Annotated in this window: 18 protein-coding genes; 13 read left to right on the plus strand and 5 right to left on the minus strand. The window is 61.4% G+C overall.

Annotated elements, in window-relative coordinates; all coding sequences use genetic code 11:
• Window positions 1-51: 51 nt before the first annotated feature.
• From metK to ACSSNI_RS01340, 4 genes are all read right to left on the minus strand, one after another.
• Window positions 52-1,242 (minus strand): methionine adenosyltransferase, encoded by a 1,191-nt coding sequence (gene metK / locus ACSSNI_RS01325; protein WP_319297147.1) that lies wholly within the window; start codon window positions 1,240-1,242, stop codon window positions 52-54.
• A gap of 14 nt (window positions 1,243-1,256) precedes the next feature.
• A complete protein-coding gene (locus ACSSNI_RS01330; protein ID WP_448258823.1) occupies window positions 1,257-2,258 on the minus strand; it encodes an ArsR/SmtB family transcription factor in 1,002 nt (333 codons plus the stop codon).
• Window positions 2,259-2,336: 78 nt separating this feature from the next.
• Window positions 2,337-2,942, minus strand: coding sequence for a LysE family translocator (locus ACSSNI_RS01335; RefSeq protein ID WP_102836704.1), 606 nt, complete (start codon window positions 2,940-2,942; stop codon window positions 2,337-2,339).
• A complete protein-coding gene (locus ACSSNI_RS01340; RefSeq protein ID WP_448258826.1) occupies window positions 2,939-3,835 on the minus strand; it encodes a TauD/TfdA family dioxygenase in 897 nt (298 codons plus the stop codon). Before ACSSNI_RS01340 ends, ACSSNI_RS01335 begins: the two co-directional genes overlap by 4 nt.
• Window positions 3,836-3,997: 162 nt before the next feature.
• Here ACSSNI_RS01340 and ACSSNI_RS01345 point away from each other — a divergent pair, with 162 nt between their 5' ends.
• From ACSSNI_RS01345 to fba, 7 genes are all read left to right on the plus strand, one after another.
• Entirely contained in the window at window positions 3,998-4,918 is a 921-nt protein-coding gene (locus tag ACSSNI_RS01345; protein WP_448258962.1) for a LysR substrate-binding domain-containing protein, read from the plus strand.
• A gap of 108 nt (window positions 4,919-5,026) precedes the next feature.
• Window positions 5,027-7,024: a transketolase gene (gene tkt, locus ACSSNI_RS01350; RefSeq protein ID WP_448258828.1), complete on the plus strand. Its 1,998-nt coding sequence runs from the start codon at window positions 5,027-5,029 to the stop codon at window positions 7,022-7,024.
• A 160-nt stretch (window positions 7,025-7,184) separates the two neighbouring features.
• The gene (gene epd, locus ACSSNI_RS01355; protein WP_448258831.1) at window positions 7,185-8,231 is read left to right on the plus strand and encodes an erythrose-4-phosphate dehydrogenase; all 1,047 of its coding nucleotides are present in this window, start codon (window positions 7,185-7,187) and stop codon (window positions 8,229-8,231) included.
• Window positions 8,232-8,292: 61 nt separating this feature from the next.
• Entirely contained in the window at window positions 8,293-9,453 is a 1,161-nt protein-coding gene (locus ACSSNI_RS01360; RefSeq protein ID WP_148925432.1) for a phosphoglycerate kinase, read from the plus strand.
• A gap of 102 nt (window positions 9,454-9,555) precedes the next feature.
• Entirely contained in the window at window positions 9,556-9,750 is a 195-nt protein-coding gene (locus ACSSNI_RS01365) for a hypothetical protein (RefSeq protein ID WP_448258833.1), read from the plus strand.
• Window positions 9,751-9,767: 17 nt separating this feature from the next.
• Entirely contained in the window at window positions 9,768-10,100 is a 333-nt protein-coding gene (locus ACSSNI_RS01370; RefSeq protein WP_148925430.1) for an MliC family protein, read from the plus strand.
• Window positions 10,101-10,268: 168 nt separating this feature from the next.
• Window positions 10,269-11,333: a class II fructose-bisphosphate aldolase gene (fba, locus tag ACSSNI_RS01375; RefSeq protein ID WP_102836711.1), complete on the plus strand. Its 1,065-nt coding sequence runs from the start codon at window positions 10,269-10,271 to the stop codon at window positions 11,331-11,333.
• A 66-nt stretch (window positions 11,334-11,399) separates the two neighbouring features.
• On the opposite strand, the gene ACSSNI_RS01380 is transcribed toward fba, so the two are convergent.
• The gene (locus ACSSNI_RS01380; protein ID WP_448258837.1) at window positions 11,400-11,777 is read right to left on the minus strand and encodes a response regulator; all 378 of its coding nucleotides are present in this window, start codon (window positions 11,775-11,777) and stop codon (window positions 11,400-11,402) included.
• A 214-nt stretch (window positions 11,778-11,991) separates the two neighbouring features.
• Here ACSSNI_RS01380 and ACSSNI_RS01385 point away from each other — a divergent pair, with 214 nt between their 5' ends.
• The 6 genes from ACSSNI_RS01385 to ACSSNI_RS01410 all read left to right on the plus strand — a co-directional run bounded on the left by ACSSNI_RS01385 (window position 11,992) and on the right by ACSSNI_RS01410 (window position 16,825).
• Complete coding sequence (locus tag ACSSNI_RS01385) at window positions 11,992-12,612, plus strand: class I SAM-dependent methyltransferase (RefSeq protein WP_448258839.1); 621 nt, start codon at window positions 11,992-11,994, stop codon at window positions 12,610-12,612.
• A 201-nt stretch (window positions 12,613-12,813) separates the two neighbouring features.
• Entirely contained in the window at window positions 12,814-13,092 is a 279-nt protein-coding gene (locus tag ACSSNI_RS01390) for a DUF3509 domain-containing protein (RefSeq protein ID WP_102836714.1), read from the plus strand.
• Between the two features lie 116 nt (window positions 13,093-13,208).
• Window positions 13,209-13,682 (plus strand): hemerythrin domain-containing protein, encoded by a 474-nt coding sequence (locus tag ACSSNI_RS01395; RefSeq protein ID WP_448258841.1) that lies wholly within the window; start codon window positions 13,209-13,211, stop codon window positions 13,680-13,682.
• 206 nt (window positions 13,683-13,888) lie between these two features.
• On the plus strand, window positions 13,889-16,099 hold the full coding sequence (locus tag ACSSNI_RS01400; protein ID WP_448258843.1) for a putative bifunctional diguanylate cyclase/phosphodiesterase: 2,211 nt from the start codon (window positions 13,889-13,891) through the stop codon (window positions 16,097-16,099).
• Between the two features lie 155 nt (window positions 16,100-16,254).
• The gene (locus ACSSNI_RS01405; protein WP_148925426.1) at window positions 16,255-16,560 is read left to right on the plus strand and encodes a hypothetical protein; all 306 of its coding nucleotides are present in this window, start codon (window positions 16,255-16,257) and stop codon (window positions 16,558-16,560) included.
• A gap of 76 nt (window positions 16,561-16,636) precedes the next feature.
• Complete coding sequence (locus ACSSNI_RS01410; protein ID WP_148925425.1) at window positions 16,637-16,825, plus strand: hypothetical protein; 189 nt, start codon at window positions 16,637-16,639, stop codon at window positions 16,823-16,825.

Consider the following 16,825-nt stretch of genomic DNA (forward strand, 5'->3'; position numbering starts at 1 on the left):
CCCCGCTCAGCTATTGCTGGCGGGGCTTTTTTTGTGCCTGCGGGCTGTGTTTTACAGGCCAGCAGCGGCGCGCAGGGCGTCGGCTTTGTCGGTCTTTTCCCAGGTGAAGGCGGTGAAGGTGTCGCTACCGACCGTCATCTCAACTGGAGTACGCCCGAAGTGGCCATAGGCTGCGGTGGCTTTGTACATCGGGTGCAGCAGGTCGAGCATGGTGGTGATTGCGTACGGACGCAGATCGAAATGCTCGCGGACCAGAGCGACGATCTTCTCGTCGCTGAGCTTGCCGGTGCCGAAGGTGTTGATCGAAATCGACGTCGGCTGGGCCACGCCGATGGCGTAGGAGACCTGAATTTCGCAACGCTCGGCCAGGCCGGCGGCGACGATATTCTTCGCCACGTAACGACCAGCGTAGGCGGCCGAACGGTCGACCTTGGATGGGTCCTTGCCGGAGAATGCGCCGCCGCCATGACGGGCCATGCCGCCATAGGTGTCGACAATGATCTTGCGTCCGGTCAGGCCGCAGTCGCCCACCGGGCCGCCGATGATGAACTGGCCGGTCGGGTTGATGTGGAACTGGGTGTCCCTGTGCAGCAGCTCAGCCGGGATCACGTGCTTGACGATCAGCTCCATCACCGCTTCCTTGAGGTCGGAATGCTTGACCTCAGGATTGTGCTGAGTGGAGAGCACGATGGCGTCGATGCCGACCACCTTGCCGCCTTCGTAACGGCAGGTGACCTGGCTCTTTGCATCCGGACGCAACCACGGCAGCAGGCCGTTCTTGCGCGCTTCGGCCTGGCGTTCGACCAGTGCGTGGGAGAAGCGGATCGGGGCGGGCATCAGCACGTCGGTTTCGTTGCTGGCGTAGCCGAACATCAGGCCTTGGTCGCCAGCGCCCTGATCCTCCGGCTTGGTGCGGTCAACGCCCTGGGCAATGTCCACTGACTGCTTGCCGATGATGTTGATGATGCCGCAGGTCGCGCCGTCGAAGCCGACTTCCGAGCTGTTGTAGCCGATGTCGACGATAACGTCGCGCACCAGCTGCTCGAGGTCGACCCACGCGCTGGTGGTCACCTCACCGGCGACGATGGCGACACCGGTTTTGACCAGCGTTTCACAGGCCACGCGGGCGTGCTTGTCCTCGGCGATGATGGCGTCCAGCACCGCATCGGAAATCTGGTCGGCAATCTTGTCCGGGTGCCCTTCGGACACGGACTCGGAGGTGAAAATCGAGTATTCGCTCATCTATCGGTTCCTAATTACCGGTGGGTGAGTCGGCTGTCAGCGGCGAGCCGGGAAAAGTACCGGGTCTGGATCTGAAAACCGTTTTTCAAGCCAATGTAGAGGCTCTCGCCGGGCGTGAGCCCCGCGGCATCGGCCCAACGGGCCAGATCGTCCTGTTCGAAGCCCAACCAGAGATCGCCGCAGGCCTCCTTGGCCCAACTCTGGTTGTGGCTGCACAGCTCGGTGATCAGCAGGCTACCGCCCACGTTCACCAACCGCGCCAGTTGCTTGAGTGCTTCACCTGGCGCGGCCAGATGATGCAAAACCATGTTCAGCACAACGCAATCGGCTGACGGACATTCGTCCTGCAATGCGTCGGCAAGTTTCAACTCGACATTTTCCAGCGCATCCTGCTCGCAACGTGAGCGAGCCAGCTCGAGCATCGCCGGGCTGTTGTCCACCGCGACCACTCGGGCGAACCGATGAGCCAGTTCCGGCAGAAAGCCGCCGTCGCCGGGGCCTACCTCCAGCGCTGTAGCCTGGGCTGGAAGATTCAGCGCATCGAGCAGCGCGACCACGCTGTCGCGGTACTGCGGGAAGCCGGCGATCATGTCCTGCCGCGCCTGAAAGCTGCCGGCCATTCTTGCGAAGAAGTCTTCGCTGGCGGCGCTGCGCTGGGCATGCACCGCGGCAATGCGCGCCTGCACATCCAGCGGCAGGCTGAGCTGATCAACTTCCTCCAGCAGTGCGGCATGCAGCTTTCCGCCAAGGTTGTCGCTCTGGGGCAGGGCGCGGCGATAGAAGATCGCGTTGCCTTCACGGCGCGCCGCCAGCAGGCCGGCCTGGTTCAGCACCTTGAGGTGATGGCTGATGCCGGATTGTCCGGTGGCAAAGATCTGCGCCAGCTCGAGCACGCCGAACGAGTCGCTGGCCAGCGCACGCAGCACATTCAGCCGCAGCGAATCGCCGCCGGCCTTGCACAGGGCGGCGAGCTGATCGCTGTCGTCGAAAGACATCTGGGGAATGCGCAGGCTCATAGGCAGCGCAGTCTAGTCGGTCGATTTTCGTCCAGCAATGCCAATATCAAAAAGTTTTGATATTGGACAAGCGGCGCCTTAGCCGATCAGGCTGTTGACGCCCATGCCGCAGGAGACCAGGCCCAGGGCCAATAGAAAAAAGTTGGGCAGCAGATCGAGCAGCCCCTGCAGGCGGTCATTGCTCGACAGTTGGCGTGACACCAGGCTGTAGGTAATCAGAATCGAAACATCGACCAGCGCCCAGATGGCGATTAGCGCCAGCGCCTGCGGCGCGAAGGGTTGCGCCGGCAGAATGAAGCCTGGCAGAAACGCGAGAAAGAACAGGATGTCCTTGGGGTTGGACAGCCCGACCGCCATGGCCCGCCAGAAGTAGTGTGACTGCGGGCGGGGCACCTCCCTGGCTTCTTCGCCACCGCCGCCACACAGGCCGTCGGCGCCAAGCCAGATCAGATAGAGCCCGCCGAGCACCTGGCCCCATTCGAGAATGACTGGTTTCAGGTCAAGGGCCAGGTAGATCAGCATCAGCGCGGCGATCAACAGGAGTTGCGCGGAAATCACGCCGCCGAGAATGGTCCAGGCCGGCCAGCTGCGCCGCGCATCGGCGACGACCAGTGCGACGACCGGACCAGGGGAGGCGATCAGCAGGGCGACCGCGGCAGCAAAGGCGAGATAGGTGGCGTTCATAGCTCGGTTACCAGTTCGAAGATGCGCGATTGCCTGCCCAGCTTTTCGGTGTAGAAACGCAGGTTGCAGCTGGCGAAGGTGCGCTGCATCCAGCGGTCGCTGCCATCGAAACGGGCCGTGAAGGGGCTGCGTGCGTGTGCTGTGCGGCGGTTGTCGATGATCAGCAGATCGCCACGGGTGAGCCGCACCGGCTCGACCACCTCCCAGGCAATGGCGCGCAGTCGCTCCAATGCACGCTGAGCCCGATCGCTGTAGGCGACCATGAATTGCGGGTCGAAGCGCAGAAAGGGCGCGTCGGGGTCGCCGTAGAGCACGGTTTGATGCTTGTTGATATCGATGCGCTGGTTCTTTTCGCTGGGGCCGTAGTCGGAGAGAAAGTTGTACGGCTCGTTGAGAAAGAACACCTGATCTTCGTAGGAAAGCCGGTCGAGAATGCGTTCGGCCGAAGCAATGTAGGTAACGGCTTCAGCCGCCGGGTCCTGGCGCAGGCAGAGCAGCAGCAAGTAGTCGGGCTGGATCGCGTGGAAAGCGTTCTCGGTGTGCAGGTCGAGTTCGGTGTCGAAGCTGTCCGAAGTCGCGGCGCGTGACTGCGTCTGCTGCGGGAAAAAATTGTTGACGATGCAGCCGCCCGACTCCTGCACGTAGCCGATGGGTTCGCCCAGCAGGGCGGTAGCTTGCAGCAGCAGGCGCTCGCTGCGGTCGTCTTGCTTGTTCAGCTCGGTGCGTGAGGCGGGCGTCGGCGGGATCTCGCCGATGTCCGTGTCCTCCACGAGGACAAAACCCTTGGCGTTACCCATCAGCTTGAAATCGAGGATATCCGCTATCTGTGTTTGACTGAGCCCCCCGTGACGAATGCTGGCAGATAAAAGTTGATCGAACTCACGAGTGGGCATGTCATCCTTCCCTAGCGTTATACAGGCAGAGGCCTCTTTTTTGAGTCGGTGTCAGCGCGAGGCTGGCCCGATTGCTGGCGAGTATTGGTGGGGCCTGGAGGGTTGCAAAATGGAAAAAACGACCATCTGGCATGAGTTTTACTCATGCTGGAGTTTGCCGGCATGACGTTGCGCATGCCGCCGCTCTATGCGCTGCGCGCCTTTGAGGTCGCGGCACGCTTCGGCTCGTTCACACAGGCCGCGGAAAGTCTGTGCATTACCCAGAGTGCGGTCAGTCGACACGTGAAGACGCTGGAAGAAAGCCTCGGCTGCCCGCTCTTCGAGCGGCGCGGTTCACGGCTGGCACTGACCGACACCGGACGGCTGCTGGCGCAGGAACTCAAGGTCGGCTTCCGAACCATCGAGAACGCCTGCATCGCCATCAACCGTCAGCAGGATGCACTCCGGCTGAAAGCGCCGTCGACGCTGACGATGCGCTGGCTCCTTGGCGCGCTGGAGAGTTTCCAGCTCGACCAACCGCAGGACCGCGTGCAACTGACCAGTGCCTGGATGGACCTCGATTCGGTGGACTTCCACAACGAGCCTTTTGATTGCGCCATCCTGCTCGGCCATGGCGGGTTTCCGGCGGACTGGAACCGGGTGAAGTTGTTCGATGAGTGGCTGGTGCCGGTCTGCTCACCGGCGTTTCAGAGTGGATCACCCTGGACAGCCGCGCGCCTCGCCGATGCAGCGCTGATTCACCCCTCGCGTGACTGCCGGGATTGGCGACGCTGGTTGCAGCGCGTCGGCTGGGTCGAGTCAGTCAACTGGCAGCAAGGCAAGCTGTTCGACACGCTGGAGCTGGGGATTTCCGCGGCGGCGCAAGGGCATGGCATCTCGATCGGCGACCTGGCGTTGGTCAGCGCCGAATTACGCAAAGGCTCGCTGATGCTGCCGTTCGACCAGGCGGTGCGCTCCGGCGATAGCTATTACCTGGTATGGCCGGCAGCCGGTGAGACGGCCCCGACGCTGAGCCGAATGAAGGACTACCTTCTGCAGCATTTGCCGGACATCGGCAGCTGTGGCGTCAGGCTGCTCGACTAAAGGCGGGCGTTGGCGGCGGCGTGGCCCTTATTCAGTCATTGCCCCGCCACCCGCGGTAGGGGAAAATGGCCGCCTTTTTCTTCGTACACCCCCGCAGGAGATTCAGCGATGCCCAGCCGTCGTGAGCGAGCCAATGCCATCCGCGCCCTCAGCATGGATGCTGTGCAGAAAGCCAACAGCGGCCACCCGGGTGCCCCCATGGGCATGGCGGACATCGCCGAGGTGCTCTGGCGTGATCATCTGAAGCACAGCCCGACCAACCCGCTCTGGGCCGACCGCGACCGCTTCGTGCTGTCCAACGGCCACGGCTCGATGCTGATCTACTCGTTGCTGCATCTGACCGGCTATGACCTGTCCATCGACGACCTCAAGAACTTCCGCCAGCTGCACAGCAAGACCCCCGGTCACCCGGAGTTCGGCTACACCGCGGGCGTCGAGACCACCACCGGGCCGCTGGGTCAGGGACTGGCGAATGCCGTGGGCTTCGCCCTGGCCGAGAAAGTCATGGCGGCGCAGTTCAACCGCGACGGGCACAAGATCGTCGACCACCACACCTATGTATTCATGGGTGATGGCTGCCTGATGGAAGGCATCAGCCATGAAGTGTGCTCGCTCGCGGGCACCCTGGCGCTGAACAAGCTGGTCGCTTTCTACGATGACAATGGCATCTCCATCGACGGCGAAGTCCATGGCTGGTTTACCGATGACACCCCGCGCCGCTTCGAGGCCTACGGCTGGCAGGTGATTCGCAACGTCGACGGCCATGACGCCGACGAAATCCAGATGGCACTCGAGACGGCGCGCAAGAGCGACCGGCCGACGCTCATCTGCTGCAAAACCATCATCGGTTTTGGTTCGCCGAACAAGCAGGGCAAGGAAGAGTGCCACGGTGCCGCGCTCGGTGATGCCGAGATTGCCCTGACCCGTGAGGCGCTGGGCTGGACGCATGGCCCGTTCGAGATTCCGGCCGATATCTACGCCGAGTGGGACGCCAAGCAGAAGGGTGCTGACGCGGAGAACGAGTGGAACAAGCGCTTCGCCGCGTACGAAACCGAATTCCCGGGCCTGGCATCCGAGTTCAAGCGGCGCATGGCCGGTGAGCTGCCGGAAGACTTCGCCGAGAAGGCTTCAGAATTCATTCGCGAAGTTGCTACCAAGGGCGAAACCATCGCCAGCCGCAAGGCTAGCCAGAACTGCCTGAATGCCTTCGGCCCGCTGCTGCCGGAGCTGCTCGGCGGCTCGGCGGACCTCGCCGGCTCCAACCTGACCCTGTGGAAGGGTTGCAAGCCGGTAGTCGCTGAGGACGCGTCGGGCAACTACATGTACTACGGCGTGCGCGAGTTCGGCATGGCCGCGATCATGAATGGCGTGGCCCTGCACGGCGGCCTGATTCCCTACGGCGCGACCTTCCTGATGTTCATGGAATACGCACGCAACGCTGTGCGCATGTCGGCGCTGATGAAGCAGCGTGTGCTCTATGTTTTCACCCACGATTCCATCGGTCTCGGGGAAGACGGCCCGACTCACCAACCGATCGAGCAGCTGACCAGCCTGCGTACCACGCCGAACCTGGACACCTGGCGCCCGGCCGACACGGTCGAATCAGCCGTGGCGTGGAAGCACGCCGTCGAGCGCAAGGACGGCCCGAGCGCGTTGATCTTCTCGCGTCAGAACCTGCCGTATCACATTCGCGACAACGAAACCGAGTCGTCCATTGCCAAGGGTGGCTACATCCTCAAAAACTGCGAAGGCGAGCCGGAGCTGATCCTCATCTCCACCGGTTCGGAAGTCGGTCTGGCCGTCCAGGCCTACGACAAGCTGACTGAGCAGGGCCGTAAGGTGCGTGTGGTCTCGATGCCGTGCACCAGCGTCTTCGACGCGCAGGACGCCGCCTGGAAGCAGCACGTGCTGCCGGTCGAAGTCGGCGCGCGCATCGCCATCGAAGCGGCCCATGCGGACTACTGGTACAAGTATGTCGGGCTCGACGGCCGCATCATTGGCATGACCACCTACGGCGAATCGGCTCCGGCTGGGCAGTTGTTCGAGGAGTTCGGCTTCACCGTCGAGAACATCCTCGCGGTTGCCGAAGAGCTGCTGGAAGACTGATAGGTAAGCTGAACGCTGGAGGCTTGCTTTAAGCCTTCCAGCTCAGGTTTTGCGACATCACAGCAGCTGAGAAGGGGCGGCTCAGGATTGTCGGTGGCGGCGGTACGAACCACTTCCGGTCTTGGCTTCCCGCTTCCAGCTCGCACAAGACGAGCCGCGAATGCCCCAAACTTCCCCTTACCGCATCGCCCTCAACGGTTACGGCCGCATCGGTCGCTGCGTGCTGCGTGCTTTTTACGAGCGCGATGCCGCGTTTGATTTCGAGATCGTTGCCCTCAACGACCTTGCCGATATGGCCAGTCTGGAATACCTCACCCGCTTCGACTCTACTCACGGCCGTTTTCCCGGCGAGGTGAGCGTGGACGGCGATTGTCTGCACCTGAACGGTCATTGCGTGAAAGTGTTGCGTGAGTCGACGCCTGAAGCGGTCGATTGGCGCGCTCTGGGAGCGGACCTGGTGTTGGAGTGTTCCGGTGCCTACAACACTCGGGCCGGTGGGGAGCGCTTTCTCGCTGCAGGCGTTCCGCGGGTGCTGTTTTCGCAGCCCATGAGCGGCGCCGCGGATGTCGATGCAACAGTGGTCATGGGTATCAATCACCAGCGGCTGACGGGCGCCGAGCGACTGGTGTCCAATGCGTCCTGCACGACCAATTGCGGCGTGCCGCTGCTCAAACTGCTCAACGACGCGATTGGTCTGGATTACGTTTCGATCACCACCATTCACTCGGCGATGAACGATCAGCCAGTGATCGACGCCTATCACCACGATGACCTGCGGCGCACGCGCTCGGCCTTCCAGTCGGTGATTCCGGTCTCCACTGGCCTGGCAAAAGGCATTGAACGCCTGCTGCCGGAACTCTCGGGGCGGATTCAGGCCAAAGCCGTGCGGGTGCCAACGGTGAACGTGTCCTGTCTGGATATCACGCTGCAGATGACGCGTGATACCGATGCGTCGACGATCAACCAGATCTTGCGGGAGGCCGCTGAATCCGGGCCGTTGAAAGGCCTGCTCGCGTATACCGAGTTGCCCCATGCCAGTTGCGATTTCAATCATGACCCGCATTCGGCGATCGTCGATGGCAGCCTGACGCGCGCCTCTGGGCCGCGGCTGGTGAACCTGTTGGCGTGGTTCGACAACGAATGGGGTTTCGCCAATCGCATGCTCGACGTGGCCGATCATTATCTGCGCGCCGCCCACCGCACTTAGCCGCCGCACCGGGCGTCCGCGGCTTGAAAACATCGCCGTTCTTGAACTTAAGGAAGATCACATGACCGTTTTGAAGATGACCGACCTCGACCTCCAGGGTAAGCGCGTGCTGATCCGCGAGGACCTCAACGTGCCGGTCAAGGATGGCGCAGTGAAAAGCGACGCGCGCATCCTGGCCTCGCTGCCGACCATCAAGCTGGCGCTGGAGAAGGGCGCGGCGGTGCTGGTCTGCTCGCACCTCGGCCGTCCGGAAGAAGGTGTGTACAGCGAAGAAGACAGCCTCAAGCCGGTCGCCGATTACCTGAGCAAGGCGCTCGGTCGCGAAGTGGCGCTGGTCAAGGACTACCTCGACGGCGTCGAGGTGCAGGCCGGTGAGTTGGTGCTGCTGGAAAACGTGCGCTTTAACAAGGGTGAAAAGAAGAACACCGACGAGCTGGCGCAGAAGTACGCCGCTCTGTGCGATGTGTTCGTCATGGACGCCTTCGGCACTGCCCACCGTGCCCAGGGGTCGACCCACGGCGTCGCCAAGTTTGCCAAGGTCGCCTGCGCCGGTCCGCTGCTCGCGGCTGAGCTGGATGCACTGGGCAAGGCATTGAAAAGCCCGGCACAGCCGATGGCGGCCATCGTCGCTGGCTCCAAGGTCTCGACCAAGCTGGACGTGCTCAACAGCCTCAGCCAGGTCTGCAATCAGCTGATCGTCGGCGGCGGCATCGCCAATACCTTCCTGGCGGCGGCCGGCTACCCGGTGGGCAAGTCGCTGTATGAAGCGGATCTGGTCGACACTGCTAAGGCTATTGCTGCAAAGGTCAGCGTACCGCTGCCGGTTGACGTAGTCGTCGCCAAAGCCTTCGCCGAAGACGCCGAAGCCACCGTCAAGGCAGTCGCCGACGTGGCCGAAGACGACATGATTCTGGACATCGGTCCGCAAACGGCGGCCAATTTTGCCGAACTGCTGAAGTCTTCCAAGACTATCCTTTGGAACGGCCCGGTCGGCGTGTTCGAGTTTGATCAGTTTGGTAACGGCACCAAGGTTCTGGCCCAGGCGATTGCCCAAAGCCCGGCGTTCTCCATCGCTGGTGGCGGTGACACCCTGGCTGCGATCGACAAGTACGGTGTCGCGGAGCAGATCTCCTATATCTCCACTGGCGGTGGCGCCTTCCTCGAGTTCGTCGAAGGCAAGGTTCTGCCCGCTGTTGAAGTGCTGGAGCAACGCGCGAACTGAAGCCGCTGATGGCCTTTTGTCGTTACAAACGTAACGGCGAAAGGCAACCCCTGCGACGGGTTGCTGTCTCTGTTCTGTCCAGATGAGGAATGGAGACTCACCATGCGTTTCGCCGCAATAGCTGTTTGCTGTATTGGCCTGGCCGGTTGTGCCGGAGGTTCGCCAGACTCGCTCTGCGAAGTAGTCGACCCGCCACCGGCACAGAGCCCGACTGCGCAGAATGATCAACGCATTGAGATGCAAAGCACGGGCGACCCGACTGCAGGAACCGCAGCGGATATGCAGGATTGTCCCTGAGCCAGCAAGGAGGACCAATGAAAGGTCTGCTCATTCCGATTGCTGCAGCACTGCTCGGCGGGTGCGGGCACTGGCAATCTGGTCCGGATGCACCCTTTGTAGTTTGGAAGTGTCAGAGCGAGCAAAACATCGCCTGGCGCTATGCTGATGACAGCCACCAGATGGTGGAGCTGAAAATTGGCGACAGCCAGCAGGTTCACAGGTTGCGCAAGGAACCGGTGACCCGTGGTGCTTTCTATAGCGATGGTGTTGTGGCCTTCCACGACAAGGGGACTGGTGCGCTGGTCTATCGTCTGGCTGATGACAAGCTGCTCGCCCATGGTTGCAGTGCGTCGTTGATCAATATCTGATCTAACAAGCGGCTGGCTTCCCTGTTTTAAGGCGTTTTTACCGGGTCTGATGGCTTTTGAGCCGTCCACCACTACAATGCCGCGCCATACCGCGCGGTGCTTGAACACCGTCAGCCCTTGCGGCAGGCTTTACACGATTAATCGACCCTAACCGGGAGAAAGGAAAACATGGCACTCATCAGCATGCGCCAGATGCTCGACCACGCCGCCGAATTCGGCTACGGCGTGCCGGCCTTCAACGTAAACAACCTCGAGCAGATGCGAGCCATCATGGAAGCGGCCGACAAGACCGACTCCCCGGTGATCGTCCAGGCTTCGGCCGGTGCTCGCAAATACGCCGGCGCGCCGTTTCTGCGCCACCTGATTCTCGCCGCGGTGGAAGAATTCCCGCATATCCCGGTGGTCATGCACCAGGATCACGGCACCAGCCCTGACATCTGCCAGCGCTCGATCCAGCTGGGCTTCAGCTCGGTCATGATGGACGGCTCGCTGCGCGAAGACGGCAAGACGCCGTCCGACTACGAATACAACGTCCGCGTCACTCAGCAGACCGTTGCTTTCGCCCACGCCTGCGGTGTGTCGGTGGAAGGCGAGCTGGGTTGCCTGGGCTCTCTGGAAACCGGCATGGCCGGTGAAGAAGACGGCGTCGGCGCCGAAGGCACGCTGGATCACAGCCAGCTGCTGACCGATCCGGAAGAGGCTGCTGACTTCGTCGCCAAGACCAAGGTCGACGCCCTGGCCATCGCCATCGGCACCAGCCACGGCGCGTACAAGTTCACCAAGCCGCCAACCGGTGACACCCTGTCGATCCAGCGCATCAAGGAAATTCACCAGCGCATCCCGGATACTCATCTGGTGATGCACGGCTCCTCTTCGGTCCCGCAGGAATGGTTGAAAATCATCAACGAGTACGGTGGTGACATTAAGGAAACCTACGGTGTGCCGGTCGAGGAAATCGTCGAAGGCATCAAGTACGGCGTGCGCAAGGTGAATATCGATACGGACCTGCGTCTGGCCTCTACCGGTGCAATCCGCGAGTTCATGGCGAAGAACCCCAGCGAATTCGACCCGCGCAAGTACCTGGCCAAGACCGTGACCGCCATGCGCGACATCTGCATTGCGCGTTACGAGGCGTTCGGCACCGCCGGCAATGGCTCGAAGATCAAGCCGATTTCCTTGGAAGGCATGTTTGAGCGTTATGCGCGCGGCGAGCTCGACCCCAAGGTCAACTGAGTCGATGCGTTGAACAACGAGCCCGCCTAGTGCGGGCTCGTTGCGTTTGGGGCGTAGTTCTTTGGGTCAGGCTAGCAGCTGCTGAATCTGGCTTCGCAAAGAGTCCAGTGAGAACGGCTTGGCCAGGATCGGCGCGGAGCGCGCAATCTCGCTGCCTGATTCCTGGATCTCGATGGGGTAACCGCTGATGAAGATGATCTTAAGGTCGGGGCGCAGCTTCAATGCGGGCTCCGCAATCATCACTCCGGACACGCCGCCAGGTAGACGAAAATCAGTCACCAGCAGATCGAGTTGCGGCTTTGTCGCCAGGATCTCGAAGGCGCGCGGTGCATCGGCGGCCTCCAACACCTTATAGCCTTCGCCGGCGAGGTAATCAGACAGCAGGGAAAGGATGTGAGGTTCGTCTTCGACGAGTAAAACGACTTTCTTGAGTGCTTGGCTCATCGGAGCGATTCTCGATGTGTTTCATGAACATAGTGCGGTAGGGGCATTAATCCACGCGGATCAGCGTTGGAGCGAGTGCCGCTGCGCAAGTTCAGCGATGTGCAGCTGCTCGTCAATCGTTTGCTGCGATTTGGCGATCTTTTCGCGATGCCACATGCATTGGCAACCGGCAGTCGAGTAGTTAGGCTCGCCTTTTCATCGCTGGAGTTCCCTCATGCCTGACGAAAATCATCGCGCTATTTCGGAACTGACGCTGGACGACTATCGCACCAACGCCGAGGCCTTTCGCGATGGGACTCGAGACCACGACGTCAGCCAGAACATTGATGCGTTACTCCGGCACATCGAGGGCAAGGCGCCGCTGCGTATTCTTGACCTTGGCTGTGGGCCAGGGCGGGATCTCAAAGCGTTCACAGCGCGCGGGCATATTGCGGTCGGCCTCGATGGCGCCGAGCCCTTCGTGACAATGGCACGTGCCGAAACGGGGTGTGAAGTCCTGCATCAAAACTTGCTCGAGCTGGATCTTCCGGCCGAGTCGTTCGACGGCATTTTTGCCAATGCTGTGTTGTTTCATCTGCCCAGTCGCGAAATCGCTGACGTCTTATCGAGGCTCCACGCGGCGCTTCGGCCCGCGGGGGTGTTGTTCTGTTCCAATCCACGCGGCGACAACCAAGAAGGCTGGAGTGGCGCCCGCTACGGCACCTGGTACGACTGGCCTACGTGGCAGCGCTTGCTGCATTCCGTCGGATTCATTGAATTGGAGCACTACTATCGCCCGCCAGGGCTGCCGCGCGAGCAACAACCCTGGCTTGCAAGCGTCTGGCGCAAGGCCTGAGCGCTCGACAGCGAACTTCAATATTTGTTCTTCCGCACAGCAGAATGCATGCCGTAAGCGTAACCGTCATGCGTTTTGCATGCGTACAAAGCGCCATTATGTGACGCAAGTCGCTGAAATAATGTGATTTTTTATGTTCGCCCGGTTGGCATGATCGATGCTCCAGCTACGTACGCTGGAACATAACCGGAGTACACAATAATGATTGCCGCTGAAAAAGTTCTCTCTGCCGCGTTTCCCGAGTTTGAAGTCGTCACCGCACCTCGTCCTGATGGCGGGCTCCTGCTAACGCTTCGTAACGATGATCGGGACGTCATCAAGCGGGCCCTGTCCAAAGGACAGACCCAGACGAATATCCAGCTTGAGTGGGTCATCAGTTCGGTCCGCCGTGACCTGGCGCTGGAAGCGGGAATGTCGCCCGCCATCGCCCGTTTGCAAAGCCAGAGTCGTACCGGGCTGCCCACCTACGAGTACGCCTGAGTCGGGCGGCAGGCCTGTATTGCCACAGGCCTGCCGTACTCGGACGTGCCTGCCTAGCGCTGACGATCAGACCGAAGAGCCTGAATGCAGTGCAAACCTGATGAGAGGAAAACCCAATGAACGCCATCGACCTGTTGATCGACGACCACGAGAAAGTCAAAGACATTCTGACGCGCCTGACCGATACCTCCGAGCGTGCCGTCAAGACCCGCACCGAACTGTTACAGAAGCTGGAAATGGAAGTGTCGATCCATACCCAGCTGGAGGAACAGATTCTCTATCCAGCCTTCAAGGAAGCGGGTGGGAAAGAGGAGAAGACCATGTACCACGAGGCCAAGGAAGAGCATCGTGCAGTCGATTCGCTGGTGCTTCCAGACCTCAAGGCTACTGACCCCTCGACGCTTGAGTTCTCCGGGCGCGTGAAAGTCTGCAAGGAACTGCTCGAGCACCATATCGAGGAAGAAGAGTCCGAAATGTTTCCCACGGCGCGTGAGTTGTTCAGCGATGACCAGCTGAGCGAGATGGGACAGCAAATGGAAGAGCTAAAGAGCCGCCTGAAGAAAGAATTCGCTGCGAAACAGGCCGCCTAACTGATCGCCACCGGGGCGCAACGCCCCGGTCTGCCTGGTCGCTCAAAGCAGCAAGCCCCGCCTATTGTCCCGCTGATCTGCATCAATATTCCCCCACGACGCTACTGGCAGGCTTGATGGCTTACTGCTACTAGCTGGCGAGTTTGCCTGCATGTAGTTGCTCAAGCGAAAGGAGCTGCGCTTTGCGGCGCCAGAGTAGGTGGCGGATGGAAGACGAGCTGAAGGAATTGCTGCAGCGGATCGGTCTTGGACCTGAGGCGATCCGTACGCGCATGCGCTTTCTGGAGTGGCAGCCCAGCGATGGCGCGAGGCTGAACAGTGCAGCTGCCGACCTGGACGATGCGCAAGCCCGGTTCATCGAGCGCCTTTATACCCACATGGCTGCGTTCGATACACCGACCGCCATGTTGGCCGATCCCCAGCGGCTGGTGCGGCTCAAGCACAGTCAGCAAAGCTACTACGAACGGTTATGGAACGGCCCGTACGACCGCGACTATGTGAAGGACCGTCTGTTGGTCGGGCTGGTGCATCAGCGCGTGGGCGTCGATCTGGAGTGGTATCTGGGTGCCTACCGGCTGTATCTCGGTGACATGCTGGCCGAGCTACTGGGAGATGCTCCGGGTTACGCGGTGTTCAACAGCCTGCTCAAGGCAGTGTTCTTTGACATGATCCTCGCCATCGACACCTACACGGTGGCGCAGCGGCAGGCGCTGGAGGACAGCGAAGCACGCCTTGCCCGTGCCTTGAGAGGCACCGAGGATGGCATCTGGGACTGGCACATCGATGCCGATCAGCTGTATCTCTCCGAGCGCTGGATGGCCATGCTCGGCCTTTCCGCCGAGCCCGGATACACCAGCGACAGCTGGTTCAAACGGGTCCATCCGGATGACCTGGCGGGCCTGCGCGAAGCCATTTCCGCGCACCTGGGTGGCCGTACGGCAGCGCTGAACCACGAGTACCGCATTCAAACTCACTACGGCGAGTACATCTGGGTGCAGGTGCGCGGCGTAGTCGAGCATTGCGAACGCAGCGGGCGGCGCATGGCCGGTTCGCAGACCAATATCAGTGCGCGCAAGATCGCTGAAAGCTGCCTTCATCACGCGGCCCGTCACGACCCGCTGACCGGGTTGGCGAATCGTCTGCACATGGATGAGCTTCTCAGCGCCGCGCAGCAGCGCAGTGGGGTGCGTGAGTCAGCGCTACTGTTCGTCGACGTTGATCGCTTCAAACTGATCAACGACAGCCTTGGTCACCGTGTCGGCGATCAGGTCCTGGTGGAAGTTGCCCGGCGTCTCTCCGGCTGCCTGCGTCCTGGTGATCATCTCGCCCGTTTCGGCGGCGACGAGTTCGTGGCCTTGCTCGGCGACCTTGCCTGCGCCAGCGACGCCGAGCGGGTGGCGCAGCGCATGCTCAATGCACTGCGTGCGCCGTTGCAACTGGCTGAGCGGACGCTGACACTCACGGCCAGCATTGGTATCGCTCCGCTGCAGCGTGATGGCAAACCGCTGGATGCATTGCAAGCCGCCGATCTGGCGCTGTACCGCGCCAAGGACGCTGGCAAGAACCAGTTCGCCCTGTACTGCGAGGGGCTGCAAAGCACGGCCCAGCGTCAGCTGGAGCTGCAGAGCAATCTGGCGCAGGCGCTCGAGCGCAACGAGTTCACGCTCTGTTACCAGCCGATATGTCGCCTGGTTGATGGTCAGCCCCATCTGGCCGGGGTCGAGGCACTGCTGCGCTGGCAGCATGACGGTCGCTCGGTCGGCCCCCAGGAGTTCATCCCGATCCTCGAGGAGTCCCGCGAGATCGTCCGGGTCGGCGAGTGGGTGTTGCGCGAGGCCTGCGCGCAAGTCCGTCGCTGGCAGCAGGCCGGTCAGGCGCAGCTCTACTGCTCGGTGAATCTGTCGATCAGGCAGCTGCAGCAGGCGGACTTCATCCATCGTCTGATCGCGATACTTGGCGAGACGCAGCTGCCTGCTTCGAGCCTGGTACTGGAGATCACCGAGACCCTGTTGATGCAGCACAGTGATGCGGTGCTGGCGACCCTGCAGGAGATCGCCAACCTCGGTGTACGGCTGGCGCTGGATGACTTCGGCACCGGCTACTGCTCGCTCGGCTATCTGAAGCAGTTTCCTCTGCACATTCTCAAGGTCGACCGCAGTTTCATTGCAGGGGTGGGAGAAGATGCGGATTCCGCCGTGATCAGCCGGGCCATCATCGGTCTGGGCCAGAGCCTGGATCTGACGGTGGTTGCCGAGGGCGTCGAAGAGCCGAAACAGTTGGCATTTCTCGAGGCCGAACACTGCGAGTACGCTCAGGGCTATCTATTCAGTCGACCTTTGTCAGCCATCGATCTGCGCCGGAGCTTCCGTAATGACCACTGTGTCGACGGCCTTTGGCAGCTGGCCGCGTCGGCCTAGCCGGATTGCCTATCGAGGACTGAGGACAGTCATTCGCAACCGTCGGGCGGCCTGGGCACTCAGGCGGGGCACTCCAGGCTGTCTGCAGGGTCAATTTTCTTAAGGATTGACTCATGCCCGCAGGCTATTCGCGGGCTCGACGCTTGGAGGTACTGATGCGATTGGCCTATCTGTTTGCCCCTGTGCTTGGCCTGGTCCTTGTAGGCTGCGGGCAGGATGATGCTGAACGGGAGGTGGTGACGCCCGAGCCTGCGATCGAAAAGCCTGAACCGCCGTTCACCGGGGCGCCACCGTCCAACGATGGAGCGGGTGCCGGTCCTGAAGCCGGTGCGCCGTTGGCGACCGGTGCTGAGGGCAGCATGGACACAGCGCCAGCGGACAACGGCAGCGGTCTGGGCACCGCGTCCGGGGCTGGAACCGCGCCTCACACCACACCCGGCGCGTCAGGCGCTGCTCAGTAAAATTCCGAATTATCTGATTGCATGTGCTGAAGCCGCCCGACATGAGGTTGGCGCACTGCACGGCAGGAGAACTGATATGAAATCCAGACTGATTGCCATGACTGCGGCACTTCCGCTCGCATTGACACTGGCCGGCTGCTCCCCCGACGACGAGCCGTCGGCGCTGCGCAATGTCGAACGGAACCAGCAGGAGTACCAGAACACGGCGACCGACCCGGCCGGCCCGCGTGAAATCTCACCGCCTTCCAACATGACCAACCAGTAG

This window comes from Stutzerimonas tianxiuensis (assembly GCF_053470365.1).

Excerpts from the sequence above, each read along its gene's own strand:
- metK (WP_319297147.1), bottom strand. The coding sequence starts at position 1,242 with ATGAGCGAATACTCGATTTTCACCTCCGAGTCCGTGTCCGAAGGGCAC.
- ACSSNI_RS01330 (WP_448258823.1), bottom strand. The coding sequence starts at position 2,258 with ATGAGCCTGCGCATTCCCCAGATGTCTTTCGACGACAGCGATCAGCTC.
- ACSSNI_RS01335 (WP_102836704.1), bottom strand. The coding sequence starts at position 2,942 with ATGAACGCCACCTATCTCGCCTTTGCTGCCGCGGTCGCCCTGCTGATC.
- ACSSNI_RS01340 (WP_448258826.1), bottom strand. The coding sequence starts at position 3,835 with ATGCCCACTCGTGAGTTCGATCAACTTTTATCTGCCAGCATTCGTCAC.
- ACSSNI_RS01345 (WP_448258962.1), top strand. The coding sequence starts at position 3,998 with ATGACGTTGCGCATGCCGCCGCTCTATGCGCTGCGCGCCTTTGAGGTC.
- tkt (WP_448258828.1), top strand. The coding sequence starts at position 5,027 with ATGCCCAGCCGTCGTGAGCGAGCCAATGCCATCCGCGCCCTCAGCATG.
- epd (WP_448258831.1), top strand. The coding sequence starts at position 7,185 with ATGCCCCAAACTTCCCCTTACCGCATCGCCCTCAACGGTTACGGCCGC.
- ACSSNI_RS01360 (WP_148925432.1), top strand. The coding sequence starts at position 8,293 with ATGACCGTTTTGAAGATGACCGACCTCGACCTCCAGGGTAAGCGCGTG.
- ACSSNI_RS01365 (WP_448258833.1), top strand. The coding sequence starts at position 9,556 with ATGCGTTTCGCCGCAATAGCTGTTTGCTGTATTGGCCTGGCCGGTTGT.
- ACSSNI_RS01370 (WP_148925430.1), top strand. The coding sequence starts at position 9,768 with ATGAAAGGTCTGCTCATTCCGATTGCTGCAGCACTGCTCGGCGGGTGC.
- fba (WP_102836711.1), top strand. The coding sequence starts at position 10,269 with ATGGCACTCATCAGCATGCGCCAGATGCTCGACCACGCCGCCGAATTC.
- ACSSNI_RS01380 (WP_448258837.1), bottom strand. The coding sequence starts at position 11,777 with ATGAGCCAAGCACTCAAGAAAGTCGTTTTACTCGTCGAAGACGAACCT.
- ACSSNI_RS01385 (WP_448258839.1), top strand. The coding sequence starts at position 11,992 with ATGCCTGACGAAAATCATCGCGCTATTTCGGAACTGACGCTGGACGAC.
- ACSSNI_RS01390 (WP_102836714.1), top strand. The coding sequence starts at position 12,814 with ATGATTGCCGCTGAAAAAGTTCTCTCTGCCGCGTTTCCCGAGTTTGAA.
- ACSSNI_RS01395 (WP_448258841.1), top strand. The coding sequence starts at position 13,209 with ATGAACGCCATCGACCTGTTGATCGACGACCACGAGAAAGTCAAAGAC.
- ACSSNI_RS01400 (WP_448258843.1), top strand. The coding sequence starts at position 13,889 with ATGGAAGACGAGCTGAAGGAATTGCTGCAGCGGATCGGTCTTGGACCT.
- ACSSNI_RS01405 (WP_148925426.1), top strand. The coding sequence starts at position 16,255 with ATGCGATTGGCCTATCTGTTTGCCCCTGTGCTTGGCCTGGTCCTTGTA.
- ACSSNI_RS01410 (WP_148925425.1), top strand. The coding sequence starts at position 16,637 with ATGAAATCCAGACTGATTGCCATGACTGCGGCACTTCCGCTCGCATTG.